This is a genomic window from Nisaea denitrificans DSM 18348 (genome assembly GCF_000426505.1).
In the GTDB taxonomy this organism is placed as follows: domain Bacteria; phylum Pseudomonadota; class Alphaproteobacteria; order Thalassobaculales; family Thalassobaculaceae; genus Nisaea; species Nisaea denitrificans.
Genome location: NZ_AUFM01000011.1, coordinates 1,147,439 through 1,173,263 on the forward strand (window position 1 = coordinate 1,147,439; position 25,825 = coordinate 1,173,263).

Here is a 25,825-nt window from a genome sequence, read left to right on the forward strand (position 1 = left end):
CGGGCCGGCCCATTTTTTCCAGGCTCATATCCCGGGAATGAAACCTAGATGGACGTTGTGATCTCCGGCTTGCTGCTCGGCGGAGCCTATGCGCTGGTCGCTATGGGGCTGAACCTGCAATACGGGGTCGCGCGGATCATGAACCTCGCAAATGGCGAGATCCTGATCCTCGGCGGCCTCGCGGCTTTCTGGGCCTTTGTCAGCTTCGGCCTCAGCCCTCTCCTGACACTGGTCATTGTCGCTCCGCTGGCCTTCATCGGCAGCTGGGCAATGTACAAGCTGCTGCTGCGTCCTCTGGTCAGACGGGCAAAAACCCGCGGCCAGCTTGAAGTAGATTCGATCCTCGCGACCTTCGGCATCAGCTTCTTCCTTGTGGGCGTCATGGTGAGCCTGCGTGCCGAGTATTTCACCTATTCCTTCCTTGCCACCCCCGTCCACCTGCTTGGAACGACCGTCGCCGCCAACCGGCTGGTGGCGGCGCTCATTGCCGCTGCCATCGGAGGCGCGCTCTATCTCTGGCTGAACAGATCCCGCCCCGGCATGGCCGTGCGCGCCGTCGCGGTCTCCCCGGAAGCCGCAGGGCTTGTCGGGATCAATGTCGACCGGGTCTCGGCCTTCGCCTTTGCCCTCGGCGGTGCGGTCACTGCGCTCGGCGGCTGCCTGATCTCGACCTTCGTGACCCTCGATGCGTCTTCCGGTGTTCTTTTCACCATGAAAGCGCTGATCATCGTCATCATGGGTGGCGTGGGCGACATCAGGGGCGCGATCATCGCGGCGCTCATCCTCGGGCTCGTCGAAACCGCTGTCGCCTCGATCATCGATCCGGGTCTTACCCTGGTTGCCGCCTATGCGATATTCCTCGCCGTCCTGCTCTTCCGGCCCCAAGGCCTCTTCGGACAGGGGAACGCCTGATGCCAGATATCCTCCGCGGCGGAGCGATCCTGCTCGCTGTCCTCGCAGTAGCCGCCCTGCCCCTTCTGGCCGACGGTTACTGGCTCTCCATCGCCGTCACCATCATGATGTACACGGCACTCTCCACCAGCTGGGCCCTGTTCTCCGGGCCAACCCACTACATCGCCCTGTCGACAGGTGCCTTCTACGGTATAGGCGGATATCTGGTCGCGACGGGGATGAGCGACTTCGGCACCTCTTTCTGGACAATGATGGCGATTGCCCCCTTCGTCGCCGCTCTGCTGGCCGGCGCGATCGGCATCGCCACCCTGCGCCTTTCCGGCGTCTATTTCGTGATCTTCACGCTTGGGCTGGCGGAGATGATCCGCAACCTCGTGAGCTGGGTGCAGAACAATTTCCTCGGCTCAAAGGGGCTCTATGTCCTTACCGAACTGGAGGAACGCCACATCTACTGGATGCTCCTCGCCGTCACGCTTGCGGTCTTCCTGTTCGGCTGGCGTCTCGGCCGCTCGCGCATGGGCTTCGCACTCCGCATTCTCGGCAATGACGAGGAAGTTGCGCGGCATGTCGGGATCGACACGGCGCGCACGAAGGTCCTGCTTTTCATGACGACAGGGTTCTTCGCCGCGCTCGTCGGCGCCATCGTCGCGCCGCGCTATTACTATATCGAGCCGAATGTTGTGTTTTCCCCGGAGCTGAGCTTCCTCGTCGTCATCATGGCTTTGCTGGGCGGCACCCGGCGCCTCTATGGCCCGCTTTTGGGGGTCATCCCCTTCACCCTGCTCTGGGAAGTGGTCTCCGCATCCTTCCCGAGCGCAACGACCATGGTGCTCGGCCTAGCCTTCCTGCTCATCGTCTATCTGATCCCCGACGGTGTCACAGGCCTGATCGGAAAACTCAGAAAGCGGAGCGTACCATGATACCGGGCGAGACTATCCTCGAAGTGCGCGGACTGACGAAACGCTTCGGCGGCCTGATTGCCGTCAACGATCTCTCGTTCGATGTTCGCGAGCATGAGGTCATGGGGGTGATCGGGCCCAACGGCTCAGGCAAGTCCACCACGATCAATCTGATTTCAGGCGCCCTCCGGGCAACCTCCGGATCGGTTTCGCTCGAAGGCCATGATCTGACCGCTGTCCGGCCGCACGAGACAGCGCGTCTCGGGATCTCCCGCACTTTCCAGCTGGTCCGCATCCTGCCGGCGCTCTCTGTCCTTGAGAACGCGGTAGCGGGAGCCGTCTTCGGCCACAAGCGGCGTTGGGGACGTAAGGCGGACGTGTTCGCGACGGATCTGCTCGAACGGGTCGGTCTCGCGGACAAAGTCGCTGTTCCGGTATCCGCCCTCACCTATATCGACCAGAAGCGCCTGGAACTCGCCCGCGCACTTGCAGGGGAACCGGAAGTGCTGCTGCTCGACGAATGGCTGGCAGGGCTCAATCCTTCGGAGCTTCAGGTCGGCATCGACCTGATCTCCTCTCTCCGGGCCGAAGGCCGGACGGTCATCCTCGTTGAACATGTCATGGACGCGATCCGCTCTCTCTGCGACCGTTGCGTCGTAATGAATTCAGGCAAAAAAATCGCCGAAGGAACACCTGCTGAAGTCCTCTCCGATCCGCACGTCATAGAAGCCTATCTGGGAGACGCCTGATGCTGGAAGTCCAGGATATCAGCGTTTCCTATGGCTTGCATGAGGCCCTTCACGGCGTATCAATCACTGTCGATCGGGGCGAGATCGTCGTCATCCTCGGCGCGAACGGTGCCGGTAAATCCTCTCTGCTGCGCGCTATCGCCGGGATGTCGGACGGCAAGGTCCGTGGTGCCGCCTCTCTCAATGCGCAGGCCCTCATCGGTCAAAAACCGGACAAGGTCGTCGAGACGGGCCTGGCACTGGTGCCCGAAGGGCGCGGTATATTCGGCACCCTCAGTGTTGGAGAAAACCTCACGCTCGGGGCCTATCCGGCACGCGCGCGTGCCGCGGAGAAAGACAATCTGGCGAAAGTCCTGGAACTGTTCCCGAAGCTCAAGGACCGCAGGGCTCAGATTGTCCGCACCATGTCCGGAGGCGAGCAGCAGATGGTCGCCATCGGACGGGCCATTATGTCCAGCCCAGATATCCTGCTGCTGGACGAACCCTCGCTCGGCCTGTCGCCGATCCTCTGTCAGGAGCTGTTTCGCAATCTCGCGAAGATCCGCGATACCGGCATGGGCGTTTTATTGGTCGAACAGAACGCCCGTCAAAGCCTGGCAATCGCCGACCGCGGTTATCTGATCGAGAACGGCCACATCACCGGAGCCGGAAGTGCACGCGACCTGGCAAACGACCCGGCGGTCCAGAAAGCCTATCTTGGGGCCACCAGCTATTAAACGCATGAAAAAGGCGGCCCTGAAGCCGCCTTTTCCTGATCGGTTTTAAAGCGCAGCTTACTTCAGCGCCTTGTTCGTGATCATGTGGGTCCAGGCGTCTTCCGGCCGCTTGGTGATGACCGGGCTGGAGCCGCCTTTCAGCAGGGTATTCACGGTCCGCTCGTAATCGGCCGGGTCGAGCGTGCCGTTGGAGCCCGCCGTCAGCTTGGAGATTTCCCGCATCATGCGACGCTGGTGCTTTTCGGTCTGAGCACCGGAAGCATCGTTCTCAAGCACGATGTCAGCGGCTTCGTCCGGATTCTCAGCCGCATATTTCCAACCCTTCATCGAGGCTTTCACGAAGCGCGCCATTTTGGAGACGAATGCCGGATCCTTGAGGTTCTTCTCAAGCACGTAAAGGCCGTCTTCAAGCGTCGCAACACCCTGGTCCTGATACTTGAACACCACCAGTTCGTCCGCCGGAATGCCGGCGTCGATAACCTGCCAATACTCGTTGTAGGTCATGGTGGAAACGCAGTCGGCCTGCTTCTGCAGCAGCGGGTCTACGTTGAAGCCCTGCTTCAGCACCGTAACGCCGCCAGCACTGCCGTCGGTCTTGATGCCGAGCTGAGCCATCCACGACAGGAACGGATACTCGTTGCCGAAGAACCAGACACCGAGCGTCTTGTCCTTGAAGTCCGCCGGGGACTTGATGCCGGTTTCCTTGCGGCAAGTCAGCATCATGCCTGAGGTCTTGAACGGCTGGGCGATATTGACCAACGGCACACCCTTCTCGCGGGAAGCGAGAGCGGAAGGCATCCAGTCGATGATCACATCGGCTCCGCCTCCGGCGATCACCTGCGGCGGCGCGATGTCCGGGCCGCCCGGTTTGATATCGACGGTGAGTTCTTCCGCTTCGTAGAAGCCTTTGTCCGCAGCAACGTAATACCCGGCGAACTGTGCCTGGGTCACCCATTTGAGCTGAAGCGTGACATGGTCATCGCCTTCGGCCATCGCCGTCACGGCGGCCAGACTGAATGCCCCCGCGAGCAATCCTGTCAGCATCTTTTGCATGGTTACTCTCCTCATTCGATGAAGCCTGCCTGACCCCGGACTTATCTGTTTGACGGGTGCCAGAATGTAAGGGTGCGCTCGATTAGAACGAGCGACCCGTAGAAAGCGGAACCGGCAAGCGCCGCGACCGCAATTTCCGCCCAGACCATGTCGACATTCATACGGCCGACCTCGGTTGATATGCGGAATCCCATACCCACGATTGGCGTTCCGAAGAACTCCGACACGATGGCGCCGATCAGCGCCAGAGTCGAATTGATCTTGAGGGCGTTGAAGATGAAAGGCAGAGCCTCGACGAGACGCAGTTTAAGCAGTGTCTGGCTGTAACTGGCGGCATAGGTCCGCATCAGGTCCCGTTGCATCGCGCTTGAGGCAGAGAGGCCTTCCAGCGTGTTCACCAGCATCGGGAAAAAAGTCATAATGACGACGACCGCTGCTTTCGACTGCCAGTCGAAGCCGAACCACATCACCATGATCGGCGCCACGCCGATGATCGGCAGCGCACTCACCATATTGCCGACCGGCATCAGCCCGCGCTTCAGGAAAGGCGAACGGTCGACCAGGATAGCGGTGCCGAAACCGATGCCGCATCCAAGGACGTAGCCCGCGATCACGGCCTTCATGAAGGTTTGGACGAAATCCGCCCAGAGTATCGGCAAGGACGCAATGAGCTTAGCCCAGACCGCGCTCGGTGCCGGCAAGAGGACCTGCGGCACGCCGGCGCCTCGTGTAACGGCCTCCCAGATCAGGATCAGCCAAACCCCGAAAACAAACGGGATCAGCAGGTTAATCGCCTGCTTGGCCGATGGCGGCACGGCCCTGGCAGCAGCCGTCAGCCGCGTGACGCTGGTCCAGGCGGCCAGCCAGCCGGAAATCAGCAAGGCCCAGTAGGCCGGACCCATTTCTCCTTCGCCGTGACCGATATGTCCGATCAGCGGAATCGCCGCGAGATGCACAGTCGCGAGCAAAAGAAATGCCGCTGCCGCGCCATGCCGCCAAACTATCGCCAGGAGGTAGGAGCCAGCCAGCAACGCCGCGGCGAGGCCGTAGGACGGCGACCACACCGCATCGGCGGAGATGATCTGGATCGCAAGCCCGGCCAGAAGGGCGATACCGCCCGCCAGCACGGTCAATGGCACGGAGCGGCTCATTGCATGATCCCCATCCGGCGCCGCACAGCCTTATCGGCAAAACCGACGATGGTGACCAGCATGGCAGCAAGGAAAGCCGCACTCAGCAGGGCGGACCAGATCTGCACCGTCTGCCCGTAATAGGAGCCAGCCAGCAGCCGCGCGCCCAGTCCGGCAACTGCTCCGGTCGGCAACTCACCGACAATGGCGCCAACAAGACTGGCGGCAATCGCGATTTTCATCGAGGTGAAGAGGAACGGGATCGAGGACGGCCAGCGCAGTTTCCAGAAGGTCTGGAAGGAGGACGCGCTATAGGTCCGCATCAGGTCGAGCTGCATCGGGTCGGGAGAGCGCAGGCCCTTCACCACACCAACCGTGACCGGGAAAAAGGACAGATAAGTCGAGATCAATGCCTTCGGGATCAACCCGGAAATCCCGACCGCGTTCAGCACCACGATGACCATCGGCGCAATCGCCAGGATCGGGATGGTCTGGGAGGTGATGATCCAGGGCATCAGGCTGCGCTCAAGGCTCTCCACATGGATGATTGCCGCTGCCAAAGTCACGCCGAGAACGGTGCCCATGACAAAGCCGAGCATGGTCGAGGAAAGCGTTATACCGCCGTGATAAACAAGGCTTCTTTTGGACGTAATGCGTTTCTCGACAGTGGTGTTCCAGATCTCAACAGCGACCTGATGCGGCGCCGGCAGGACCGGCCGTTTCTGGTTCAGTGTCGCTTCGATGAATTGTCCTGTCGTCGGGCTCAGCTTTGCCCGCTCGTCCAGCTCGCGCTGGAACGGTGCATTCAGCATGACCGCGCTGAAATACCAGATCGCGATCAGCACCAGCACGACCGTTCCGACCGCAAAGGTCTTTGATTTCAGCACATCATTCATCGTCATAAGCGTGCCCTGCCCTGAGCCCGTCCCGGACCCTGTGGGCGATTTCCAGAAACTCCGGCGTCTCCCGGATGTCCAGAGTGCGCTCGCGCGGCAGATTACAGTCGATCACGTCATGCACCCGTCCGGGACGCGGCGACATGACGACGATCTTGGTCGACAGGAACACCGCCTCGGGGATCGAGTGCGTCACGAAAATGACTGTCTTGTTGGTCCGGTCCCAAAGCTGGTTGAGCTGCTCGTTCAGATGATCGCGGACAATCTCGTCCAGCGCCCCGAACGGCTCATCCATCAAGAGCAGATCCGGCTCAACGGCGAGCGCCCGGGCGATGGAGGCCCGCTGCTGCATGCCGCCAGAGAGTTGCCAGGGGAATTTCCGCTCGAAGCCCGAAAGATTCACGAGCTCCAGATTCCGGGCGATCCGCTCTGCCCGCTCCGCCTTGTCCAGCCCCATGATCTCCAGCGGCAACGCGACATTGCCGGCAATCGTCCGCCAAGGATAAAGCGCGGCTGCCTGAAAGACGTAGCCATAGGCACGCTTCCGCCGCGCCTCTTCCGGTGACATTCCGTTGACGGAGATCGTGCCGGCGGTCGCCTTCTCAAGGTCGGCAATGACCCGAAGCAAAGTCGTCTTGCCGCAGCCGGACGGGCCGATGAAGGAGACGAACTCCCCCCGGTCGACCGTCAGGTCCACATTCGACAGCGCGTGAACCGGGCCATCATTGGTCTCGAATGTCAGGCAGAGCTCCCGCGCTTCGATAACCCGGAAAGCATCGTCTTCAGCCGTGCCGCCCGCCCCTGAAGCGGCATCGGTTGCCTGGATGTCTGTCACCATATTCTCCAAATCGGCGGACCGTCCGATCCCAGTCGGCGGTCCGCTTCTGCTTTATCCGGTATCTTCTGGTCCGGTCTAGACGCCGGCCGGCATGTTTGCCGCGGACCGCACCACCTTGCGCGGCGCCGTCAGTTCCTTCCACTTGGAAAGTGCCTTGTTGGTCGCCGGATACGGATCGCGGCCGACGAACTTGCCGCGCCCTTCGGCGGCATCGACCTTACCCTCGGTAGCCACCACATCGCCGCGGCTCAGGGTGAAGCGCGGCAACCCCATGACATCAATACCCTCGAACACATTATAGTCGATGGCTGAGGTCTGCTTCGCCGCGGAAATGGTCTTCGTCGCCTTCGGGTCCCAGACCACAAGATCAGCGTCCGCGCCAACCATCACCGCACCCTTTTTCGGGAATAAATTCAGAATCTTGGCTATGTTTGTTGATGTTACCGCGACGAACTCGTTCGGGGTCAGGCGACCGGTATTCACCCCCCGCGTCCAGAGCACGGGCAGCCGGTCCTCAAGCCCGCCGGTACCGTTCGGGATCTTGGTGAAATCGCCCAGCCCCATGCGCTTCTGGTCCGTGGTGAACGCACAATGGTCGGTCGCCACACACTGCAGCGAGCCAGCAGCCAGACCGGCCCAGAGGCCGTCCTGGTGCATCTTGTCGCGGAACGGCGGGGACATGACACGGCGGGCGGCATGGTCCCAGTCGGCATTGGCATATTCGCTCTCGTCCAGCACCAGATGCTGGATCAGCGGCTCGCCGAACACGCGCTTGCCATTCTGCCGGGCCCGGCGGATTGCCTCATGCGCCTGCTCGCAGGAAACATGCACGATGTAGAGCGGCACGTTCGCCATGTCGGCGATCATGATGGCCCGGTTGGCGGCCTCGCCCTCGACTTCCGGCGGACGGGAATAGGCATGCGCCTCCGGCCCGTTATTGCCTTCGGCCAGCAACTTCTCCTGTAGGTGAGCAACCACGTCGCCGTTCTCGGCATGGACCAGCGGCATGCCGCCGATATCCGCGCAGCGCCGGAAGGAGGCGAACATCTCGTCGTCCTCGATCATCAGGGCGCCCTTGTAGGCCATGAAATGCTTGAAGGTGTTGATACCGCGGTTCACCACCTGCTGCATCTCGTCGAAGACCTGCTCCGACCACCAGGTGATGGCCATGTGGAAGGAATAGTCGGTCACCGCCTTGGAGCTTTTCTGATCCCAGCTCTGCAATGCCTGCATCAGGGACTGATCCGGCACCGGCAGGCAGAAATCCACCACCATGGTGGTGCCGCCGGCGACGGCCGCCGAGGTCCCGCTGTGGAAATCATCCGCCGAATAGGTCCCCATGAAGGGCATTTCCATATGCGTGTGCGGATCGATTCCGCCCGGCATGATGTAGCAGCCGGTCGCATCGATGGTCTCGTCGGCCTTCAGGTTCTTGCCAATGGCAGCGATCACGCCGCCTTCGATCAGAACGTCCGCTTCAAAACTGTGATCGGCGGTGACGACTGTCCCGCCTTTGATGACTTTGGACATGAATTCGCTCCTCTCCGGTTTTATTCGACGATCTGCGCGGTCTCGACCACGGCATGGAACAGCACATCCGCGCCAGCGGTCGCCCATTCCTTGCTGATCTCTTCATCCTCGTTATGGCTGAGGCCGTCGACACAGGGGCACATGATCATGGATGTCGGTGCGACCCGGTTGATCCAGCAGGCATCGTGCCCGGCGCCGGAAACGATGTTCCGGTGCGTGTAGCCGAGGCTCTCCGCCGCGTTGCGCACGGCAGTGACGCAGCCCTCGTCGAAGGTGACCGGGTCGAATCCGCCGGTCTGCTCGATCTCGATGCCGAGGCCGATTTCCGCCGCGATCTTCTCCGCGCCAGCCCGCAGCTTGGCGTCCATCTGTTCGAGAGACGCCTTGTCCGGGTGCCGGAAATCGACAGTGAAGACGGTGCGGCCCGGGATGATATTCCGGGAATTCGGGTAAAGCTCGAGATGGCCGATGGCGCCAACACCGTTCGGGCCATGCTCAAGGGCGATCTCGTTCACAAGTTCGGTGACGCGCGCCATGCCAAGCCCGGCATTGATGCGCTTCGGCATCGGAGTGGAGCCGGTGTGGCTTTCCTTGCCGGTCAGGGTGATCTGGATCCATTTCAGACCCTGGCCGTGAGTCACCACGCCGATATCGATGTTCTCGTCCTCAAGGATCGGGCCCTGCTCGATATGCAGCTCGAAGAAGGCATGCATCTTCCGCTGGCCGACCGGCTCTTCGCCCTTGTAGCCGATGCGCTCCAGCTCGTCGCCGAGCCGCAGCCCGTCCGCGTCCGTCCGGTCGTAAGCCCAGTCCTGGGTGTGAATGCCGGCGAAAACACCGGAGGCGACCATCGCGGGCGCGAAACGCGTGCCCTCCTCGTTGGTCCAGTTCACGATCTCGATCGGATGCTTGGTCTTGATGCCGAGATCGTTCAGCGTGCGGATCACCTCCAGCGCACCAAGAACGCCGAGAACACCGTCATACTTGCCGCCGGTCGGCTGGGTATCCAGATGGCTGCCGAGCATCACCGGAAGCGCGTCCGGGTCCGTGCCATCGCGCCGGGCGAACATGTTGCCCATGCTGTCGACGCCCATGGTCAGTCCCTGATGTTCACACCACTTGGTGAACAGGTCACGGCCCTGCTTGTCGGAATCGGTCAGCGTCTGGCGGTTATTGCCGCCGCGCAGGCCGGGGCCGATCTTCGCCATCTCCATAAGGCTGTCCCACAGCCGCTGCCCGTTGATCCGGATATTGCTGGCCGGTTCAGTCATCCCAAACTCTCCTGTTCGCTCCGTCCCTCGGCGGGGACGATTTGATCGGCATCGGCAAGTTCACATGTGAAGGACAAGAACTTGGCGATTGCCGACTTTTGAGGGCATTTGTGCTCACGCCCTTCTGGGGTATAAGCAAAGACAAAGTTGACCATTTGATCAAGATTAAAGTGTAGGCAATCAGGTGAGCCGCTTGCCCAGCAAACACGCAGACATTCCAGTGCCGCTCCCCTTGCCCGCAGCTTTGATGTTTCCTTTCGACCGTCCCTGAGAATCACACATAACATGCCGGATTGAACCAATGGCTGTGACATCGGAAAATGGCCGCCGCACAAGAATTCAGCAGGAAAACCGCGAGCGCATCCTGAAGGCCGCGCTCGATATGTTCTCCCGCTCAGGCTATCGCGGCACCACACTGGACCAGATCGCCGCAGCAGCGGGCATGTCCAAACCCAACATGCTCTACTATTTCCGCACCAAGCAGGAACTGTATCAGACAGTCCTGCAGGAAACCCTGGACGACTGGCTGACCCCTTTCGCCAAACTCGATCCGCAAGGCGACCCGGCCTCCGAACTCGGCGCCTATATCTCCGCCAAACTGGCCCATGCCCGGATCAACCCGAAAGCATCCCGCCTGTTCGCCAACGAGATCCTGCAGGGCGCTCCCCTGCTAGAGGACACCCTGAAAGGCCCCCTCAAGGATCTGGTCGAAACCAAGTCGAAGGCCATCCGGACTTGGATCGCCGACGGGAAGATGGCACCGGTCGACCCGCTGCACCTGATCTACATGATCTGGGCCTCGACCCAGCATTACGCCGATTTCGAAACCCAGATGGACGCCCTCGAAGGCACCGAGCCGGGCACCCGCGACAAGCGGTTCGAAGGCGCCGAGAGAACACTGTTCACGGTACTCTTCAATGGGCTCAAACCGCGCTAACTCTCCCTATCATCATGTTAATTTTAATAATAACCGTCATCCCTGCGCACGCGGGGACCCAGAGATCGTAGAGTTTCGCCTGTCTTCCCTAGGTCCCCACTTTCGTGGGGATGACGGCAAGAAATAACGTGCGATCACTCCCTATTCCGCCGCAACTCGCATCGGGTTGTTCGGGTGGGTCGTCCAGTTGCTGTATTCAGGATTGATCGGTGTTCCGGTGCGCGCATCCACGCCATCGGTCTGCTGCTCCATGGTGATGCAGTTCTCGACCGGACAGACACTGACGCAGAGATTGCAGCCAACGCATTCCGCGTCGTTCACTTCGAAATGCCGCTGTCCGTCCTTTTCCGCCCAGATCGCCTGGTGAGAGGTGTCCTCGCAGACGATGTGACAGCGCCCGCACTTGATGCAGGACTCCTGATCGATCTTCGCCTTCACCACGTAATTGAGGTTCAGATACTGCCAGTCGGTGACGTTCGGAACAGCCATGCCGACGAACTGATCGACGGACGTGTACCCCTTCTCGTCCATCCAGTCCGACAGCCCAAGTTTCATTTCCTCGACGATCTTGAAGCCGTAGGTCATGGCCGCCGTGCAGACCTGCACCGTACCGGCGCCAAGGGCCATGAATTCCGCCGCGTCCCGCCAGGTGGTGATGCCGCCGATAGCAGAGATCGGCAGGCCCTGTGTATCCGGATCGCGAGCGATCTCGGAGACCATGCTCATGGCAATCGGCTTTACGGCTGGGCCGCAATAGCCGCCATGTGTGCCCTTGCCGTCGATATGCGGGCTCGGTGCCATGATATCGAGATCGACGCCCATGACCGAATTGATCGTATTGATCAGCGACACAGCATCCGCTCCACCGTTTTTCGCAGCGCGGGCAGGCTGACGTACATCGGTGATGTTCGGCGTCAGCTTGACGATTACCGGCATGCGCGTGTTCTGCTTGCACCAGCGGGCGACCATCTCGACATATTCCGGCACCTGGCCAACAGCCGCGCCCATGCCTCGCTCCGACATGCCGTGCGGACAGCCGAAATTGAGCTCTATCCCGTCCGCGCCGGTATCTTCCACCAGCGGCAGGATCTTCTTCCAGGCCTCCTCCTCGCACGGGACCATCAGCGAGACGATGATGGCCCGGTCCGGCCACGCCTTCTTCACCGCCTTGATTTCGCGAAGATTGACCTCCAGCGGACGGTCGGTAATCAGCTCGATATTGTTGAGGCCGATCAGACGGCGGTCGTTGGAATGGATCGCGCCGTAACGCGGCCCGTTCACATTGACGACATGCGGGTCCTCCCCGAGCGTCTTCCAGACCACACCGCCCCAGCCCGCCTTGAAAGCGCGGGTGACGTTTACCTCCCGGTCGGTCGGCGGTGCCGAGGCCAGCCAGAAGGGGTTGGGGGATTTGATACCGAGGAAATTCGTCTGCAGATTTGCCATGATCTCTCTCCCGATCCGGCCTACGCGCCCGTCAGCGCGTTATGAATGGAAAGCGCGGCTTGCTTGCCGTCTTCAACGGCCGCGACGGTGAGATCCTCACCGCCGGCAACCGCATCGCCCCCCGCCCAGATTTTCGGATGACTGCTGCGCCGGTCTGCCCCGGCCTTGATCCGACCGGACTCCAGCGCAATCTCGGCTGCGTTGCCCTGAAGCGGCACCGGTACAAAGGTCTGGCCGATGGCTTTCAGCACCATGTCCGCCTCGAGCGTGAACTGCGCGCCGGTATCGACGAGCTTCCCGCCCTCGTCTTTCGTCCGGGCAAAACTGATCGAGCCAACCTTGCCATCCGGCCCCGCATCGATCTTCTCTGGCCGCGCCCAGTGTCGCAGCACAACGCCTTTTTCCTTGGCCAGAGATTGCTCGTAAGGGCTGGCATTCATCCGGTCCGCACCGCGGCGATAGACCAGCGTCACCTCGTCCGCGCCCAGCAGCTTGGACTGGACGGCCGCATCAATCGCCGTCATGCCGCCGCCGATTACGACAACATTGCTGCCGACCGCGACCTTCTCCATCGCAGGCGCCTGCCGCAGGTCCTCAATGAAATCGACTGCATCGGCCACGCCGTCGAGCGCCTCGCCGTCAACGCCAAGGCCATTGGTCGCCCCAAGGCCAAGGCCCAGGAAGACAGCATCGAAATCAGAGACCAGGCTATCGAGCGTCACGTCCCGCCCAAGCGCCACACCGTTTTTTAATTCAATGCCGCCGATGGAGAGCACAAAGTCGAGCTCTTTCTGGGCGAACTCATCAACCGCCTTGTAGGCCGCGATGCCGTATTCGTTAAGCCCGCCACCCTTTTCCTTCGCCTCGAAGATCGTGACCTCATGCCCCAGCATGGCAAGCCGGTGAGCACAGGAAAGCCCAGCAGGACCAGCGCCCACGACGGCAGCTTTCTTGCCGGTCAGGGGCGCCCGCTCGAATGGCTGCGTACCCGTTTCCATCAGATGATCGGTGGCATAACGCTGCAGCTCACCAATCCGCACCGGTTTGTGTTCTATTTCCCGGACGCAGGCCTGCTCGCACAGGGTTTCTGTCGGGCAGACACGAGCGCACATACCGCCAAGAATATTCTCGCTCAGGATCGTCTTGGCCGAGCCTGACGGATTGTCGGTCAGGATCTGGCGGATAAAGAGCGGGATATCGATGCCTGTCGGGCATGCCGTGACACAGGGCGCGTCATGGCAGAAATAACAGCGGTCAGCCTCGACAACAGCTTCGTGTTTGCTGAGCAACGGATGGAGATCGGCGAAATTCGACTCGACCTCCGCCGGGGACAATCTGTCCCCACGGATATCAGACGGCATAGTCTCTCCAGTTCAGAAGCCACGGTGCATTTGCACTCGTTTTTTACTATCTGATCAAAAATTTGAGACGCCGTCAAACTGAAGACGCGGTTGCCGGGCATAAAAAATCGCCGGGAAGGCTACCCTCCCCGGCGATTTATTGACTTGTTCATTAAAACGGACAATCAGACGGTCAGTAAGCCCAGCTTGCCAGCACGGCGGGCTCTACCCTGCCGTAAGTGCCGCCGTGACCGGACGGGGCGGTCTCCGCCTTGTCCTGGCAGGTGCCTTCGACGACATCGAGCGCCGGCTGATAGTAGCCTTTGAAACGGCGGTTCGCCCGCATCCAGGCATCCAGCAGTTTCTCATCAGCGACCTCGACCGCATCGACGCCGCAGCGCTGCAGGAACAGGAACTGGTCCTGAATGACATGCCCGGTCGCCCGGATCTCGCCCTTGAAGCCAAAACGGTCCCGCAGCAGGCGAGCCTGGGAGAAGGCCCGGCCATCATTGAATTTCGGGAAGAACAGGATCACCGTGTCGATATCTGCCAGATCCTCGCGGATATCCTCGACGTCATCGGCGTTTTCCAGCCGGACGGCGCGCCGGTCGAAATTGGCGACCATAGTTTCGCGCCCCGCCTTCCATTCCTCGAGACTGACCAGCACCGGCGTGTCCCGGCCAAGCGTTTCAGCGTCCCGATCCGTAAGCGAAACCCAGATATCTTCCTGGATACGGCCACTCTTAATGATTGGCATAGAGAGTCTCCTTGAAGGGGTTAATGCCGACACGGGACACCGTGTCGATGAAGGTCTCGCCTTCGGTGCGGATATTGCGGAACGTCCCGATCAGGGTGTCGATGGCATCCACCACCCCTTCAGCCGGGAAGGACGGGCCGAGAATCTTGCCCACAGCGGCATTTTCGTCAGCGATCCCGCCGATGGTGATCTGGTAATGCTCGACGCCTTTTTTATCGACGCCGAGGATGCCGATATTGCCGACATGGTGATGCCCGCAGGCATTGATGCAGCCGGAGATGTTCAACGTGATCGGGCCGATCTCGGATTGCAGGGCCGGATCGGAGAAGTGCCGGCTCAGACGCTGCGCGATCGGAATCGCCCGGGCGTTCGCAAGGTTGCAGTAATCCAGCCCGGGGCAGGAGATGATGTCCGTGATCAGGCCTATATTGGCATCCGCCAGACCATGCTCGCCAAGGGCCTGCCAGAGCGTGTGCAGATCCTGCTTGCGGACATAGGGCAGCACCACGTTCTGCTCGTGCGCGATGCGCAGCTCGCCGAGCGAGTATTTCTCAGCCAGATCGGCCAGCACTTCCATCTGCTCCGCCGTGGCATCGCCCGGCACCCCGCCAGCAGGCTTCAGGGACACCGTGACGATGGTGTAGCCCGGCTGCTTGTGCGGGAAGAGATTGGTCCGAGTCCAGGCGGCAAAGGCCGGATCGGTGAAGCGCGCGGCATCGTATGGCGCGACCGGCTCCGCGATGGTCTCATAGGTCGGCGGCGCGAAATGCCGCTCGATCTCCGCGATCTTCCCGGCGTCCAGCGTCAGCGCGCTGTCCTTGATCTCCGTCCACTCCTCCTCGACCATCTCGGCGAATTTCTCGATGCCGACGGCGGCGACCAGGATCTTGATCCGGGCCTTGTAAAGATTGTCCCGGCGGCCGAGCAGGTTATAGGTCCGCAGGATCGCTTCCAGATAAGACAGTAGATGCTGCTTCGGCAGGAACTCGCGGATCGTCTCGCCGACGATGGGCGTGCGGCCCTGCCCACCCCCGACGATCACCTCGAAGCCGACTTCACCGGCATCGTTTCGGCGCATGCGCAGGCCGATATCGTGCAGCTTCACAGCCGCCCGGTCATGCTCGGAGCCGGTGATGGCGATCTTGAACTTGCGCGGCAGGAAGGTGAATTCCGGATGCAGCGTGGACCATTGCCGCATGATCTCGGCCCAGACACGGGAATCCTCGATCTCGTCGGCGGCAACGCCAGCGAACTGGTCGGCCGTGACGTTACGGATGCAGTTGCCGCTGGTCTGGATCGCATGCATCTCGACATCGGCGAGTGCGTCCAGAATATCCGGCACATCGTCCAGCTTGGTCCAGTTGTACTGGATGTTCTGCCGGGTGGTGAAATGCCCCCAGTTGCGGTCCCAGCGCCGGGCGATATAGCCGAGCTGGCGCATCTGCCCGGCGGAAAGCGTGCCATAGGGGATCGCGACACGCAGCATATAGGCATGAAGCTGCAGATAGAGGCCGTTCATCAGGCGCAGCGGCTTGAACTCGTCCTCGGTCAGCTCACCGGCGATCCGGCGCGCAACCTGATCCCGGAATTCCGCGGTGCGGTCCCGGACGAAGGCGTGATCGAATTCGTTATAGGTATACATCGCGTCAAACCAATGGAGTGGTTGCGGGAAGGTCGGTGCCGACGGTCGGCCCGGCCGCGCGGATGATTTCGCGCTGGCTGACCGGTGCAATGCCGGTTTCGGAAACGGATACGGCGAACAGATAGGTGCTCACGACCTCCTGCCGGGCGGCTGACGCAGCGGCACGCGCCTCAAGGACGGCTGCTGCCTCGTCACCGTCGGCAACCTCCGCATCGTGGAGGGCCAGAACCCAATCATTGTCTTCGGCGAGATAAACAACGGCACCGTCGCCCAGACGGTTGGCGGTCATGACCTTGGTCGTCACTTTCATTCTCTTCTGTTCCTATACGGCGAGGCGCCGGCCCTCGGGGGCCACGGCCTCAAAAATTTCACCTTCGGCAAGCGCGGCCACATCACCGAGAACGATCAGCGCAGGAGCAGATACGTGCCGCGCGTCGACCATCCCGGCGAGATCAGCCAGGGTCGTTTTCAGAATGCGTTGGTCCGGCAGGGTCGCCTTTTCGATTACCGCGACCGGCGTATCCGGCTTACGGCCGACAGCAAGCGCCGCCTCCATGATGCGTGGTGCGGCGCCGAGGCCCATATAGATGACGACGGTGCCCTTGGTATCGGCCAGCACATGGCTGTCGAACTCGGTCACACCGTTCCGGTCATGCCCGGTCAGAATGGTCAGGCGATTGGCATGATCGCGATGGGTCAGCGGCAGTCCTGCAGCGGATGCCGCGCCAAGAGCCGCAGTCACACCTGGCACGATCTCGACGGAAAGGCCGCGCTCCTTCAGATATGCCAGCTCCTCGCCGCCCCGGCCGAAGATGAACGGATCCCCGCCCTTCAGCCGCACAACGCGACTGCCGGCTTCGGCATGCTCGGCCAGCAGAGCGTTGATATCGTCCTGACTATAGGAATGCTGCCCTGCCCGCTTGCCAACATCGATCCGGATAGAATCCCGCCGGACATAATCCAGCATGGTCGGGCCGATCAGCGCGTCATGCACGATCACATCCGCATCCTGCATCAGGCGCAGCGCCTTCAGGGTCAGCAGGTCCGGATCGCCGGGACCAGCGCCGACCAGGGCAACGCTGCCCGAGGAATGGCGGCGCTGACTCCGAGAACCATTGACCAGTCGCAACATGGCTTCCCGCCCGGCAGCGTCACGCCCGGCGAGCACGTCCTTGGCGACAGCCCCATCGAAAACCGTCTCCCAGAATTGGCGGCGCTCACCGCCATCCGAGATGGCGGACATCACAGCACTGCGAAATCTCTGGGCAAAACGGGCCAAAGCGCCGAGCCGAACCGGCAAGGAGCGCTCGATCTGCTCGCGGATGCGACGAACCATGACCGGCGCCGTGCCTTCGCTGCCGATGGCAACCACGATCGGATCACGGTCCACAATGCCGGGAATAATGAATGTCGAGAGATCCGGACGGTCGACAACATTGGTCGGAATACCGGTGTCACGGATCTGACGCGCCAGCGCGTCGACATCGAGGGCCTCCGCATCGCCGACAATAGCCAGCCGGACATTATTCAGGTCGCGCGTCACGAACCCGCGCCGGTGCAGTTCAATACGTCCGGCGGCGGCTTCCGCCGCGATCTCTGGATTGGGGTCCGCCGACACGACGCGAATCATCGCTTCGGTCTTCAGCAACAGGCGCAGCTTGCGAGCCGTGTCTTCATTGCCGCCAACCAGAAGCACATGCTGATCGGCAAGATCGGCGAATATCGGAAAATACTTCATCTGTGGCTGTCCGCCTGGTGAAACCTGATCTGAAAATCGACCGCGTCCCCGTTGCCGGGATCGGAGAACTATTGAACTCTCAACGCTCCTGAAATATCATTATTTTTCTCAAATCGACAATATGGCCCCACCAAAAAGAAAACATTGTTCCCATGACTGACGCAGCGAGAACGCAACGGTCACAAAACAGGAAGTTCGAGAATGGATGACATGGACCGGAAGATCCTGCGGCTCCTGCAGGAAGACAGCAGCATCTCCGTCTCGGATATCGCTCGTCATGTCGGGCTTTCCGCATCACCGTGCTGGAAGCGCATCAACCGCATGCAGGCAGAGGGATTGATCAAGCGTCAGGTTGCCGTTCTGGACGCGGACAAGCTCGGATACGGCCTTACCGTATTTGTCAGCATCAAGACGGGGGAACATTCAGGCGACTGGCTGAAATCCTTCGCCGAAACCGTTCAGGGCATGCCCGAAGTGCTCGAGTTTCACCGTATGGCCGGTGAAGTGGACTACATGCTGAAAGTTGTCGTCCCAGACATGAAGAGTTTCGACTTATTCTACAAAAATCTCGTGGAACTCACGGCGCTTAGTGAGGTCACGTCGCGCTTCTCCATGGAGACCATCAAGGAAACAACCGCATTGCCCGTGTAAGGCCCGCCCTGATTCGACCATATTTCGGGTTTTAGAATCTCGAAATTGATATTTTCTAACTCTAGGGAGGGGCAGTTGAGTAAATTTATACCGCATTGCGGCAATTACGGTGAAGAATGGTTGCCAAATTAGAATTTCGAACGCACTAATTTCGGCGAGCTGCGAATAGGCACTTGTGTTGTGTGCGGTCAGTGGCTTCACTCTGCGATCCAATTCGCACCGATGAATGAAACAAAACATCTAGGGAGCTTCAACAATGAAACGTCGCGATTTTATTACCAAGGCTGGGCTTGCTAGCGTTGGCGGCGCTACAGCCGTTGCCGCTGCGTCCTCCTTCCCGAAACCGGCCCTCGCCCAAGAGCGCATCGAAATGGTGATGGTATCGAGCTGGGGTCGTGATTTCCCGGGTCTCGGCACCAATGCCCAGCTGTTGGCAAAGCGCCTCGGAGACGTTTCCGACGGTCGGATTCAGGTTCAGTATTTTGCCGCCGGCGAGCGCGTCGGCGCATTCGATGCTTTTGACGAAGTCGCATCCGGTAACGCTCAGGCCTATCATTCGGCCGACTACTACTGGAAAGGCAAGCATCCGGCCTGGGCCTATTTCACATCCGTTCCGTTCGGCCTTACCGCCAGCGAAATGGGCGCTTGGGTCCATCACATGGGCGGTCAGGAACTGTGGGACGAACTGGCCGGCGGATTTGGCCTGAAGTGCCTCCCGGCTGGTAACACCGGCGTGCAGATGGGTGGCTGGTTCAACAAGGAAATCAACAGCGCCGACGACCTCAAGGGCCTGAAGATGCGTATCCCGGGCCTCGGCGGCGACGTCATGGCCAAGCTGGGCGCCTCACCGGTTTCCCTGCCGGGCGGCCAGATCTATGAAAATCTGGTTTCGGGTGCCATCGAGGCGACGGAATGGGTTGGCCCGTGGAACGATTATGCGATGAAGTTCTACGAAGCCACCAAGTACTATTACTTCCCGGGCATGCATGAGCCGGGTGGGTATGATTCCCTCGGCATGAATGCATCCTGGTGGGGCGGCCTGAGCAAGGCTGACCAGGCCCTCATCACCGCCGTTGCACACCAGACCAACGACTGGATGATGGCTGAATACAACGCCAAGAACGGTGAATATCTGCGCAAGCTGATCGACGAGCAGGGCGTTGTGGTCAAGGAATTCAACGATGACGTTTATGACGCGTTCGGTGGCGCGGCCCAGGAAGTCTTCGAGGAAACCAAGGCACACAGCGATCTCGCACTCCGCGTGCACGAGAGCTTCGAGAAAGCCCGCAGCGCGGCCGGCGGCTGGCTGAAGCTTGCCGATATCGGTTATTCCGCGAAGCGCAACCGGGTGCTTGGCCTCTAAAATAGCGTTTTCCTGACGCGTAGCGAGGCGGGATCTCCAGATCCCGCCTCGTTCCTATATGAGATTTCAAGAAATGTCCGAAGCTACAAACGTCTCTGTCTCTGACCGGATCGGCGCGCGTTACCAGACGCCTGTGTCTGCGTTGACACGCACATTTTGCTGGGCGAGCGTCGCCCTCACGCTCATGTTTATCTTCAATAATTATCTGATTTTCTGGCAGGACTGGCCGGGCTTTCTGATTTTTGTCGATGACATGGCGCTCTTCGGTCCTAGCAGCCTTAAGAATCCGCTCGATGGAACTGCGCAGTTCCTAGGCGCATTGCAATGCTTGAGCTACCTCGCATGCATCGTCGGCGCGGCGCTGTACACGGCACGCACGCCAAACCGCCTGCTGCGAAGCGACTCCGAGGTAATGGTAGGCATGGCCGCCTATATCGTGCGAGCCGCGTTCTGGGCTGTGATATTTGTCGGCATAACGGACGTGCTTATCACTTTCCTAAGGGTTGAAAACTTCCTTCCAGCGTTGTTCGGGGACGAACTCGCGACCTCTCTGGGGCGCTCGCAATTCCGGGGCGCTTACGTTCATATGCCGCTCGTCCTAGTCGGCTGCGTGGTTGCGGCCTTCACCCGCTCGCTCGGCTTCACCTGGCTGGCCCTGCTGGTGGTTGCCGCTGAATTGGGAATCGTTATCAGCCGGTTTATTTTCTCTTACGAGCAGGCCTTCCAGGGTGATCTCGTCCGGTTCTGGTACGGCGCCCTATTCCTGTTTGCCAGCGCTTACACTCTCTATGAGGACGGTCATGTCCGGGTGGACGTATTATATGCCGGCCTGACATCGCGGATGCGCGGCCTGATCAACATCTGGGGTTCGCTGCTGCTCGGCATGTCACTCTGCATCACCGTTTTGACCATCGGCATGTGGAGCAAAACAGCGATCATCAACAGCCCAATGCTGAGCTTTGAAGTGTCTCAGTCCGGCTTTGGCATGTACGTCAAATATCTGATGGCCAGTTTCCTCGGAATCTTCGCCGTCACCATGATGATCCAGTTTGCCAGCTACATTCTGGAAAGCCTTGCCGATTATCGAGATGAACCCGGCCGACGCGAAATCGGCGGGTCCTCGGCACATTAAGATCTGAAGAGCGAACCTGACCAATGGAACTTTTCTTCCTCCTCCTGCTTGTCGTGATCATGGCAGGCGCGCTCGCGTCCGGTTTTCCGGTCGCCTTTGCGCTTCCCGGCTCCGCTATCATCACCATTGGACTTGCCGCTCTTACCGGTGAGATCTTCGCTGGCGATGCGGCCGCCTATTTCGCACAGGGCGGGCCCGTTAACTGGCTAACGGCTGGTGTGACAAACTTCCGGGGCGTTTACTGGGAAGTCGAGCGAGATACGCTCATAGCGATCCCGCTCTTCGTCTTCATGGGGATCATGCTGCAGCGTTCGAAGATCGCGGAAGACCTGCTGGTCTCGATGGCGCAGCTGTTCGGACCGATCCGTGGCGGCCTCGGCATCTCCGTTGTCTTCGTCGGCGCCCTACTTGCGGCAACAACCGGGATCGTCGGCGCCACGGTCGTCGCCATGGGCCTGATTTCTCTGCCTGCGATGTTGCGTAACAACTATTCGCACTCTCTCGCAACCGGGACGATCGCAGCCTCCGGAACACTCGGGCAGATCATCCCCCCGTCCATTGTCCTGATCATTCTGGCCGACCAGCTGTCCAGCGCGGTCGACCAGGCAGGCATGGCCCGGACAGCTTACTTTAAGGAGACCACTGGCGAGTTTACCATGCCGAGCTCCTTCGGCGTCAGCTCGACCAGCGCCGGCGACATGTTCATGGGCGCTCTGCTGCCCGGACTCGTTCTTGTCGGGCTCTATATGGCCTATATCCTGATCGTCGCGTTCTTCAAACCATCGGTCGCCCCGTCGGTTCCGTTCGAAGGCAAGTACGATCGGAGATTTGCCGGCCGCGTGTTGCTGTCCCTGGTGCCGCCGCTGACACTCATTTTCGTTGTGCTCGGCTCCATCATTACCGGGATTGCAACAGTCAATCAGGCGGGTGCAATCGGCGCTGTGGGTGCCATGGTGATGGCCGGTTATCGGCTTTATGAAGGCCGCAAAGGCGCATTCTACCCGGCAATCCTCGCGATGGGTTCGTTGCTGACGATCCTCATCATCAACAATGTCAATCCGATCAATATCCGGAATATCCAGACCACGGCTGATATGGTCTCGGTGGTGATCGCAATCGCCGCTGTTGCTGTTTTCCTGGTCGGCATTGTCTGGAGCGGCATCCGGACCTTCAAGATCGACGATACGCTTCGCGGGGTCATGGTCGAGACGGCCAAGACCTCTGCCCTGGTCTTCATTATCCTGCTGGGCGCCGCCATGCTGACGTCCGCCTTCAGGGCGTTCGGCGGCGAGGAGCTAGTCCGGGAATTCCTGACCGGCCTGCCAGGCGGTTTCTGGGCACAGTTCATTATCGTCATGGCGGTGATCTTCGTCCTCGGATTCTTCCTCGACTTCATCGAGATCGCCGTGGTTGTCGTGCCGATCGTCGCGCCGATCCTGCTTGCAGATCCGTCCGCGAACATCACCGCGGTCTGGCTCGGCGTCATGATAGGGATGAACATCCAGACCTCTTTCCTGACCCCGCCCTTCGGCTTCGCACTTTTCTACTTGCGCGGTGTCGCCCCGTCGGCAGTCAAGACCCTGTCAATGTACAAGGGCGTGGTCCCGTTCATCTCGCTGCAGCTGTTCGCCCTCTTCATCGTTGGCATCGCGCCGCAGCTGGTGAACTATCTGCCTAACCGGATGTCCCTTACGTCCGAAAGCTCGCCGCCGCCGAAGAACCCGCGGCTCCAGGTCTGCGTCGAGGAGTATATCCAGAGCGCCTTTGCTGAACAGGGCGACACCCTGCGCTCAGTCATCGCCGGCGCGAAGGGTTGGGACCTCTCAAACCTGCCCAAATCGGTGCAAAACGATCTCGGCAAGAGCTTTGCAGCCGCAGAGGCGGTCTTCCCGGCACTTGATAAGGCTGTCGCGGCTTCCGAAGCCATAGATGCCGCCGCCGTGGACTACCGGCCCCTGCATGTCTCCGTACGCGCGCTGCAGCGGGACATTGCAAAGCACGAAGAAGAGATCAAAGAACTTGAGCAGCGCGTAAACCGCTGGAAGCGCCAAAACGACGCAAAGCCAGGTTCAATCGACAAGGCAATCGCAAAAATCGAGACACTGAAGTCGGAAAAAGCCGAACTTGAGAGCGAAGTCCCGGCCAATTGGGAGCCGGATCACAAGGCGTTCAGCAAGGTCCTCGCGACGGAGAAGAAGGCCCGCCTGAGCTATCGCCGGACCGCTGACTCCGCATATGAGCCAATTCAGGTCCTGCGTGCGACACTCCGCGATGCGGATGCGCTGGCCGCCCTCTCAGGTGAAATCGACTCGATTTCCAAGGCGCTGAAAGACCTCGCCCCGAAAGAGGCCGAGGATTTCATCAAGGACGTGGAATCCAAGATCGGCCGGGTCTATGAGGCGGGCGCCATTCGTTCAGCCCTCAGCAAGGTCCGTCGGGCTCTGCGGGGCAAGACGCCAGATCCCGAAAAAGCTCTCGAGGAACTCGCGGCTGCCAGAGCAATCTATGACGAGGAAGTCTCTTGGCGAGAAGTGGCGAACCAGTCACTCAGCGCAAAGCTAGCCGACTATGACGCGGCTATCCGGAACACGATTGGCCTGCGCCTGCAGGACCGGTTTCCGCACGATGTAGCTCTCGATGTTGCTGCATGCCAATCCAGCCACAAGGATATATCCCTGCACTTCTAGGGAGTTCCTGAGAACGTCTGACGAAAGCCGGAGAACCTTGTGTTCTCCGGCTTTTTTCTTTTTTGTGTCTGCAACCGAGCCTTGAGTCAAACGTTCGAATGCACACGATCCGTTATCGAACCGTCATAAAACGAACAGTATTTCCGCAACAGATCGCCTCTAGCTTTCGCCTCGCATTCATTTGAACACCCCATGCGAAGGCAAGTCAGTGGCTCCCAACATTTCTTCGAACGCTTCCAAGCGCCGGGCCGAAATCACCGAACTGGTGCGGGCCGCCGGTTATCAGTCCATCATCGATCTCGCGGACCGGTTTGCCGTTACCGAACAGACCATCCGGCGGGATGTGAACCAGCTTTGTGACAGCGGTTTGCTGCGCCGGCGGCATGGCGGGGTGGAACTGCCCTCTCCGAATACGAACATCGATTTCGACCAACGCATGATCCTGAACGCAGGGGCCAAGGCTCGGATCGCCAGTGCCGTGGCGGCCCGCATCCCCGATGGCGCTTCGATTGCCGTCAGCATTGGCACAACTCCGGAGATGGTCGTACGCGCCCTGCGCTCCCACACCGGATTGCGGATCGTCACCAACAATATCGCCGCAGCACTGACAGCGAGCGCCAACCCGACCTTCGAAGTCACCATCGCTGGCGGGCGTATCCGGTCCGAGGGACGCGATGTGCTTGGCCAGCAGGTCGAACAGTTCTTCTCCGCCTACAAGGTCGATTTCGGTCTTTTCGGTGTCGGCGGTGTGGATGCCGACGGCAGCCTGCTGGACTTCACCGAAGACGAAATCCGGGCGCGCGAGACCATCAGTCAGAACTGCCGGACCAAGATCGTGGTTCTTGATCACACAAAGTTCGGACGCGCGGCGTATGTGCGCGGCGGCCATATCTCCGATCCCGAACTGGTTTTCTGCGATGGCGAGCCACCGGAGGAAATCGGCGCCATGATCCGCGATGCCGGACATGAGTTGATTACCGACGGTAACGACGCAGCCGCACTCGCCCTTCTGCCCGATCTCGCGGAAGCCGGGGAATGACCGGAATTTCTGTTAAGGGACTGACAAAACGCTGGGATACGGCGACAGCGGTGGACGACGTCTCTTTTGACGTTGAACCCGGCTCGTTTGCAGTCCTCCTTGGTCCGTCCGGATGCGGGAAGTCCACCATCCTGAGATTGATCTCGGGTCTGGAGAGCGCCAGCGCCGGAACCATCACCATTGGCGGCAAGGATGTTACCGCGCTGCCTCCGGCAGAGCGGGATCTGTCGATGGTATTCCAGTCCTATGCGCTGTTTCCGCACCTGACCGTCGCCGAGAACATCCTGTTCGGTCTCAAGGTCCGCAAAACAAGCACGCGCGACCAGCAAAATCGGCTCAAACGTGTGGCCGAATTGATCGGTCTCTCCGCCCTACTCGATCGGCGTCCCAACCAGCTTTCCGGCGGCCAGCAGCAGAGGGTCGCGCTCGGGCGGGCGATCATCGCCGAGAAACCCGTCTGCCTGATGGACGAGCCGCTGTCGAACCTGGACGCCAAGCTGCGGCACGAGATGCGGGTGGAGATCCGCGCCCTGCAGCGCAAACTCGGCATGACCATGGTTTACGTCACACACGATCAGGCCGAGGCCATGGGTATGGCGGACCGCATCATCCTGCTGAAAGACGGCCGGATCGAGCAGAACGCCACACCGGCGGAAACCTACCGTAAGCCTGCCACAAGCTTCGCAGGGCGCTTTATCGGCACACCGCCGATGAACGTGCTCGCGCTTGACTGGAACGGCAACGATGCCCGTTTCCATGGGCAGAATGCAGGAACCACGGCTCCCATATTTTCCGGCAAGCCCCAGACGCCCGTGTCTATCGGCATTCGGCCGGAGGAAATCAGTTTCAGCGCGAGCAGTCCGTGCCGGGCGACGGTTGAGACTGTCGAATATCTCGGCGCCGATACGCTGGTCGATTGCCGCATCGGCAGCGAGCGTCTGACCGTGCGCGCCCGGAATGCCGACAATCTCAAGACAGGCGCCGATGTCGGCCTCTCCTGGCCGCGCGACGCCGTTCACCTTTTCGAAGCCGCCTCTGGCAGGCGGCGGGACGATCTCCTGATCGGTGCGGACGCATAGCGCGAGCACCGGCCAGGAAT

Annotated in this window: 23 protein-coding genes; 11 read left to right on the top strand and 12 right to left on the bottom strand. The window is 60.4% G+C overall.

The features are described 5' to 3' along the window. Positions 1-48: 48 nt before the first annotated feature. From K328_RS0106335 to K328_RS0106350, 4 genes are read left to right on the top strand one after another with little or no spacing between them, the layout of a single operon-like run. The gene (locus K328_RS0106335; protein WP_028465251.1) at positions 49-912 is read left to right on the top strand and encodes a branched-chain amino acid ABC transporter permease; all 864 of its coding nucleotides are present in this window, start codon (positions 49-51) and stop codon (positions 910-912) included. Next, the gene (locus K328_RS0106340) at positions 912-1,832 is read left to right on the top strand and encodes a branched-chain amino acid ABC transporter permease (protein WP_036553198.1); all 921 of its coding nucleotides are present in this window, start codon (positions 912-914) and stop codon (positions 1,830-1,832) included. Before K328_RS0106335 ends, K328_RS0106340 begins: the two co-directional genes overlap by 1 nt. Continuing rightward, positions 1,829-2,560 carry an ABC transporter ATP-binding protein gene (locus tag K328_RS0106345; RefSeq protein WP_028465253.1) on the top strand — a complete coding sequence of 244 codons (732 nt, stop codon included), beginning with the start codon at positions 1,829-1,831 and terminating at the stop codon, positions 2,558-2,560. Before K328_RS0106340 ends, K328_RS0106345 begins: the two co-directional genes overlap by 4 nt. Then, on the top strand, positions 2,560-3,276 hold the full coding sequence (locus K328_RS0106350) for an ABC transporter ATP-binding protein (protein WP_028465254.1): 717 nt from the start codon (positions 2,560-2,562) through the stop codon (positions 3,274-3,276). The genes K328_RS0106345 and K328_RS0106350 overlap by 1 nt, the downstream gene beginning before the upstream one ends. A 57-nt stretch (positions 3,277-3,333) precedes the next feature. Here the strand turns inward: K328_RS0106350 and K328_RS0106355 are convergent, their stop codons facing one another. The 6 genes from K328_RS0106355 to K328_RS0106380 all read right to left on the bottom strand — a co-directional run bounded on the left by K328_RS0106355 (position 3,334) and on the right by K328_RS0106380 (position 9,994). Continuing rightward, positions 3,334-4,329: an ABC transporter substrate-binding protein gene (locus tag K328_RS0106355; RefSeq protein WP_028465255.1), complete on the bottom strand. Its 996-nt coding sequence runs from the start codon at positions 4,327-4,329 to the stop codon at positions 3,334-3,336. 41 nt (positions 4,330-4,370) lie between these two features. Then, positions 4,371-5,480 carry an ABC transporter permease gene (locus K328_RS0106360; protein WP_028465256.1) on the bottom strand — a complete coding sequence of 370 codons (1,110 nt, stop codon included), beginning with the start codon at positions 5,478-5,480 and terminating at the stop codon, positions 4,371-4,373. Then, positions 5,477-6,361, bottom strand: a complete 885-nt coding sequence (locus tag K328_RS0106365; protein ID WP_028465257.1) for an ABC transporter permease — start codon at positions 6,359-6,361, stop codon at positions 5,477-5,479. Before K328_RS0106365 ends, K328_RS0106360 begins: the two co-directional genes overlap by 4 nt. Continuing rightward, positions 6,348-7,118 carry an ABC transporter ATP-binding protein gene (locus tag K328_RS0106370; protein ID WP_028465258.1) on the bottom strand — a complete coding sequence of 257 codons (771 nt, stop codon included), beginning with the start codon at positions 7,116-7,118 and terminating at the stop codon, positions 6,348-6,350. Before K328_RS0106370 ends, K328_RS0106365 begins: the two co-directional genes overlap by 14 nt. 150 nt (positions 7,119-7,268) lie before the next feature. Continuing rightward, positions 7,269-8,723 (bottom strand): dihydropyrimidinase, encoded by a 1,455-nt coding sequence (hydA, locus tag K328_RS0106375; RefSeq protein ID WP_028465259.1) that lies wholly within the window; start codon positions 8,721-8,723, stop codon positions 7,269-7,271. A gap of 20 nt (positions 8,724-8,743) precedes the next feature. Further along, on the bottom strand, positions 8,744-9,994 hold the full coding sequence (locus K328_RS0106380) for a Zn-dependent hydrolase (RefSeq protein WP_028465260.1): 1,251 nt from the start codon (positions 9,992-9,994) through the stop codon (positions 8,744-8,746). Positions 9,995-10,295: 301 nt separating this feature from the next. Between K328_RS0106380 and K328_RS0106385 the strand changes: the two genes are divergently transcribed. Continuing rightward, positions 10,296-10,931, top strand: coding sequence for a TetR family transcriptional regulator C-terminal domain-containing protein (locus K328_RS0106385; protein WP_028465261.1), 636 nt, complete (start codon positions 10,296-10,298; stop codon positions 10,929-10,931). A gap of 141 nt (positions 10,932-11,072) precedes the next feature. On the opposite strand, the gene preA is transcribed toward K328_RS0106385, so the two are convergent. From preA to cysG, 6 genes are all read right to left on the bottom strand, one after another. Continuing rightward, positions 11,073-12,377: an NAD-dependent dihydropyrimidine dehydrogenase subunit PreA gene (gene preA, locus K328_RS0106390; protein ID WP_028465262.1), complete on the bottom strand. Its 1,305-nt coding sequence runs from the start codon at positions 12,375-12,377 to the stop codon at positions 11,073-11,075. 20 nt (positions 12,378-12,397) lie between these two features. After that, positions 12,398-13,738, bottom strand: a complete 1,341-nt coding sequence (locus K328_RS0106395; RefSeq protein ID WP_028465263.1) for an NAD(P)-dependent oxidoreductase — start codon at positions 13,736-13,738, stop codon at positions 12,398-12,400. Positions 13,739-13,910: 172 nt separating this feature from the next. Next, a complete protein-coding gene (locus tag K328_RS22830) occupies positions 13,911-14,474 on the bottom strand; it encodes a DUF934 domain-containing protein (RefSeq protein ID WP_051284593.1) in 564 nt (187 codons plus the stop codon). Continuing rightward, positions 14,461-16,116, bottom strand: a complete 1,656-nt coding sequence (locus K328_RS0106405; protein WP_028465264.1) for a nitrite/sulfite reductase — start codon at positions 16,114-16,116, stop codon at positions 14,461-14,463. The genes K328_RS22830 and K328_RS0106405 overlap by 14 nt, the downstream gene beginning before the upstream one ends. Positions 16,117-16,120: 4 nt before the next feature. Beyond that, positions 16,121-16,426, bottom strand: coding sequence for a DUF2849 domain-containing protein (locus tag K328_RS0106410; protein WP_051284594.1), 306 nt, complete (start codon positions 16,424-16,426; stop codon positions 16,121-16,123). Positions 16,427-16,438: 12 nt separating this feature from the next. Beyond that, positions 16,439-17,854, bottom strand: a complete 1,416-nt coding sequence (gene cysG, locus K328_RS22835; RefSeq protein ID WP_036553200.1) for a siroheme synthase CysG — start codon at positions 17,852-17,854, stop codon at positions 16,439-16,441. A gap of 201 nt (positions 17,855-18,055) precedes the next feature. Here cysG and K328_RS0106420 point away from each other — a divergent pair, with 201 nt between their 5' ends. The 6 genes from K328_RS0106420 to K328_RS0106445 all read left to right on the top strand — a co-directional run bounded on the left by K328_RS0106420 (position 18,056) and on the right by K328_RS0106445 (position 25,805). Further along, on the top strand, positions 18,056-18,505 hold the full coding sequence (locus tag K328_RS0106420) for an Lrp/AsnC family transcriptional regulator (RefSeq protein WP_051284595.1): 450 nt from the start codon (positions 18,056-18,058) through the stop codon (positions 18,503-18,505). A 256-nt stretch (positions 18,506-18,761) separates the two neighbouring features. Continuing rightward, positions 18,762-19,868, top strand: a complete 1,107-nt coding sequence (locus K328_RS0106425) for a TRAP transporter substrate-binding protein (protein ID WP_028465267.1) — start codon at positions 18,762-18,764, stop codon at positions 19,866-19,868. Positions 19,869-19,941: 73 nt separating this feature from the next. Next, positions 19,942-21,000, top strand: a complete 1,059-nt coding sequence (locus K328_RS0106430) for a TRAP transporter small permease subunit (RefSeq protein ID WP_051284596.1) — start codon at positions 19,942-19,944, stop codon at positions 20,998-21,000. 23 nt (positions 21,001-21,023) lie between these two features. Then, positions 21,024-23,687: a TRAP transporter large permease subunit gene (locus tag K328_RS0106435; protein WP_028465269.1), complete on the top strand. Its 2,664-nt coding sequence runs from the start codon at positions 21,024-21,026 to the stop codon at positions 23,685-23,687. Positions 23,688-23,895: 208 nt separating this feature from the next. Continuing rightward, positions 23,896-24,726, top strand: coding sequence for a DeoR/GlpR family DNA-binding transcription regulator (locus tag K328_RS22840; protein ID WP_245577414.1), 831 nt, complete (start codon positions 23,896-23,898; stop codon positions 24,724-24,726). Continuing rightward, a complete protein-coding gene (locus K328_RS0106445) occupies positions 24,723-25,805 on the top strand; it encodes an ABC transporter ATP-binding protein (protein WP_028465270.1) in 1,083 nt (360 codons plus the stop codon). The genes K328_RS22840 and K328_RS0106445 overlap by 4 nt, the downstream gene beginning before the upstream one ends. Positions 25,806-25,825: the final 20 nt, after the last annotated feature.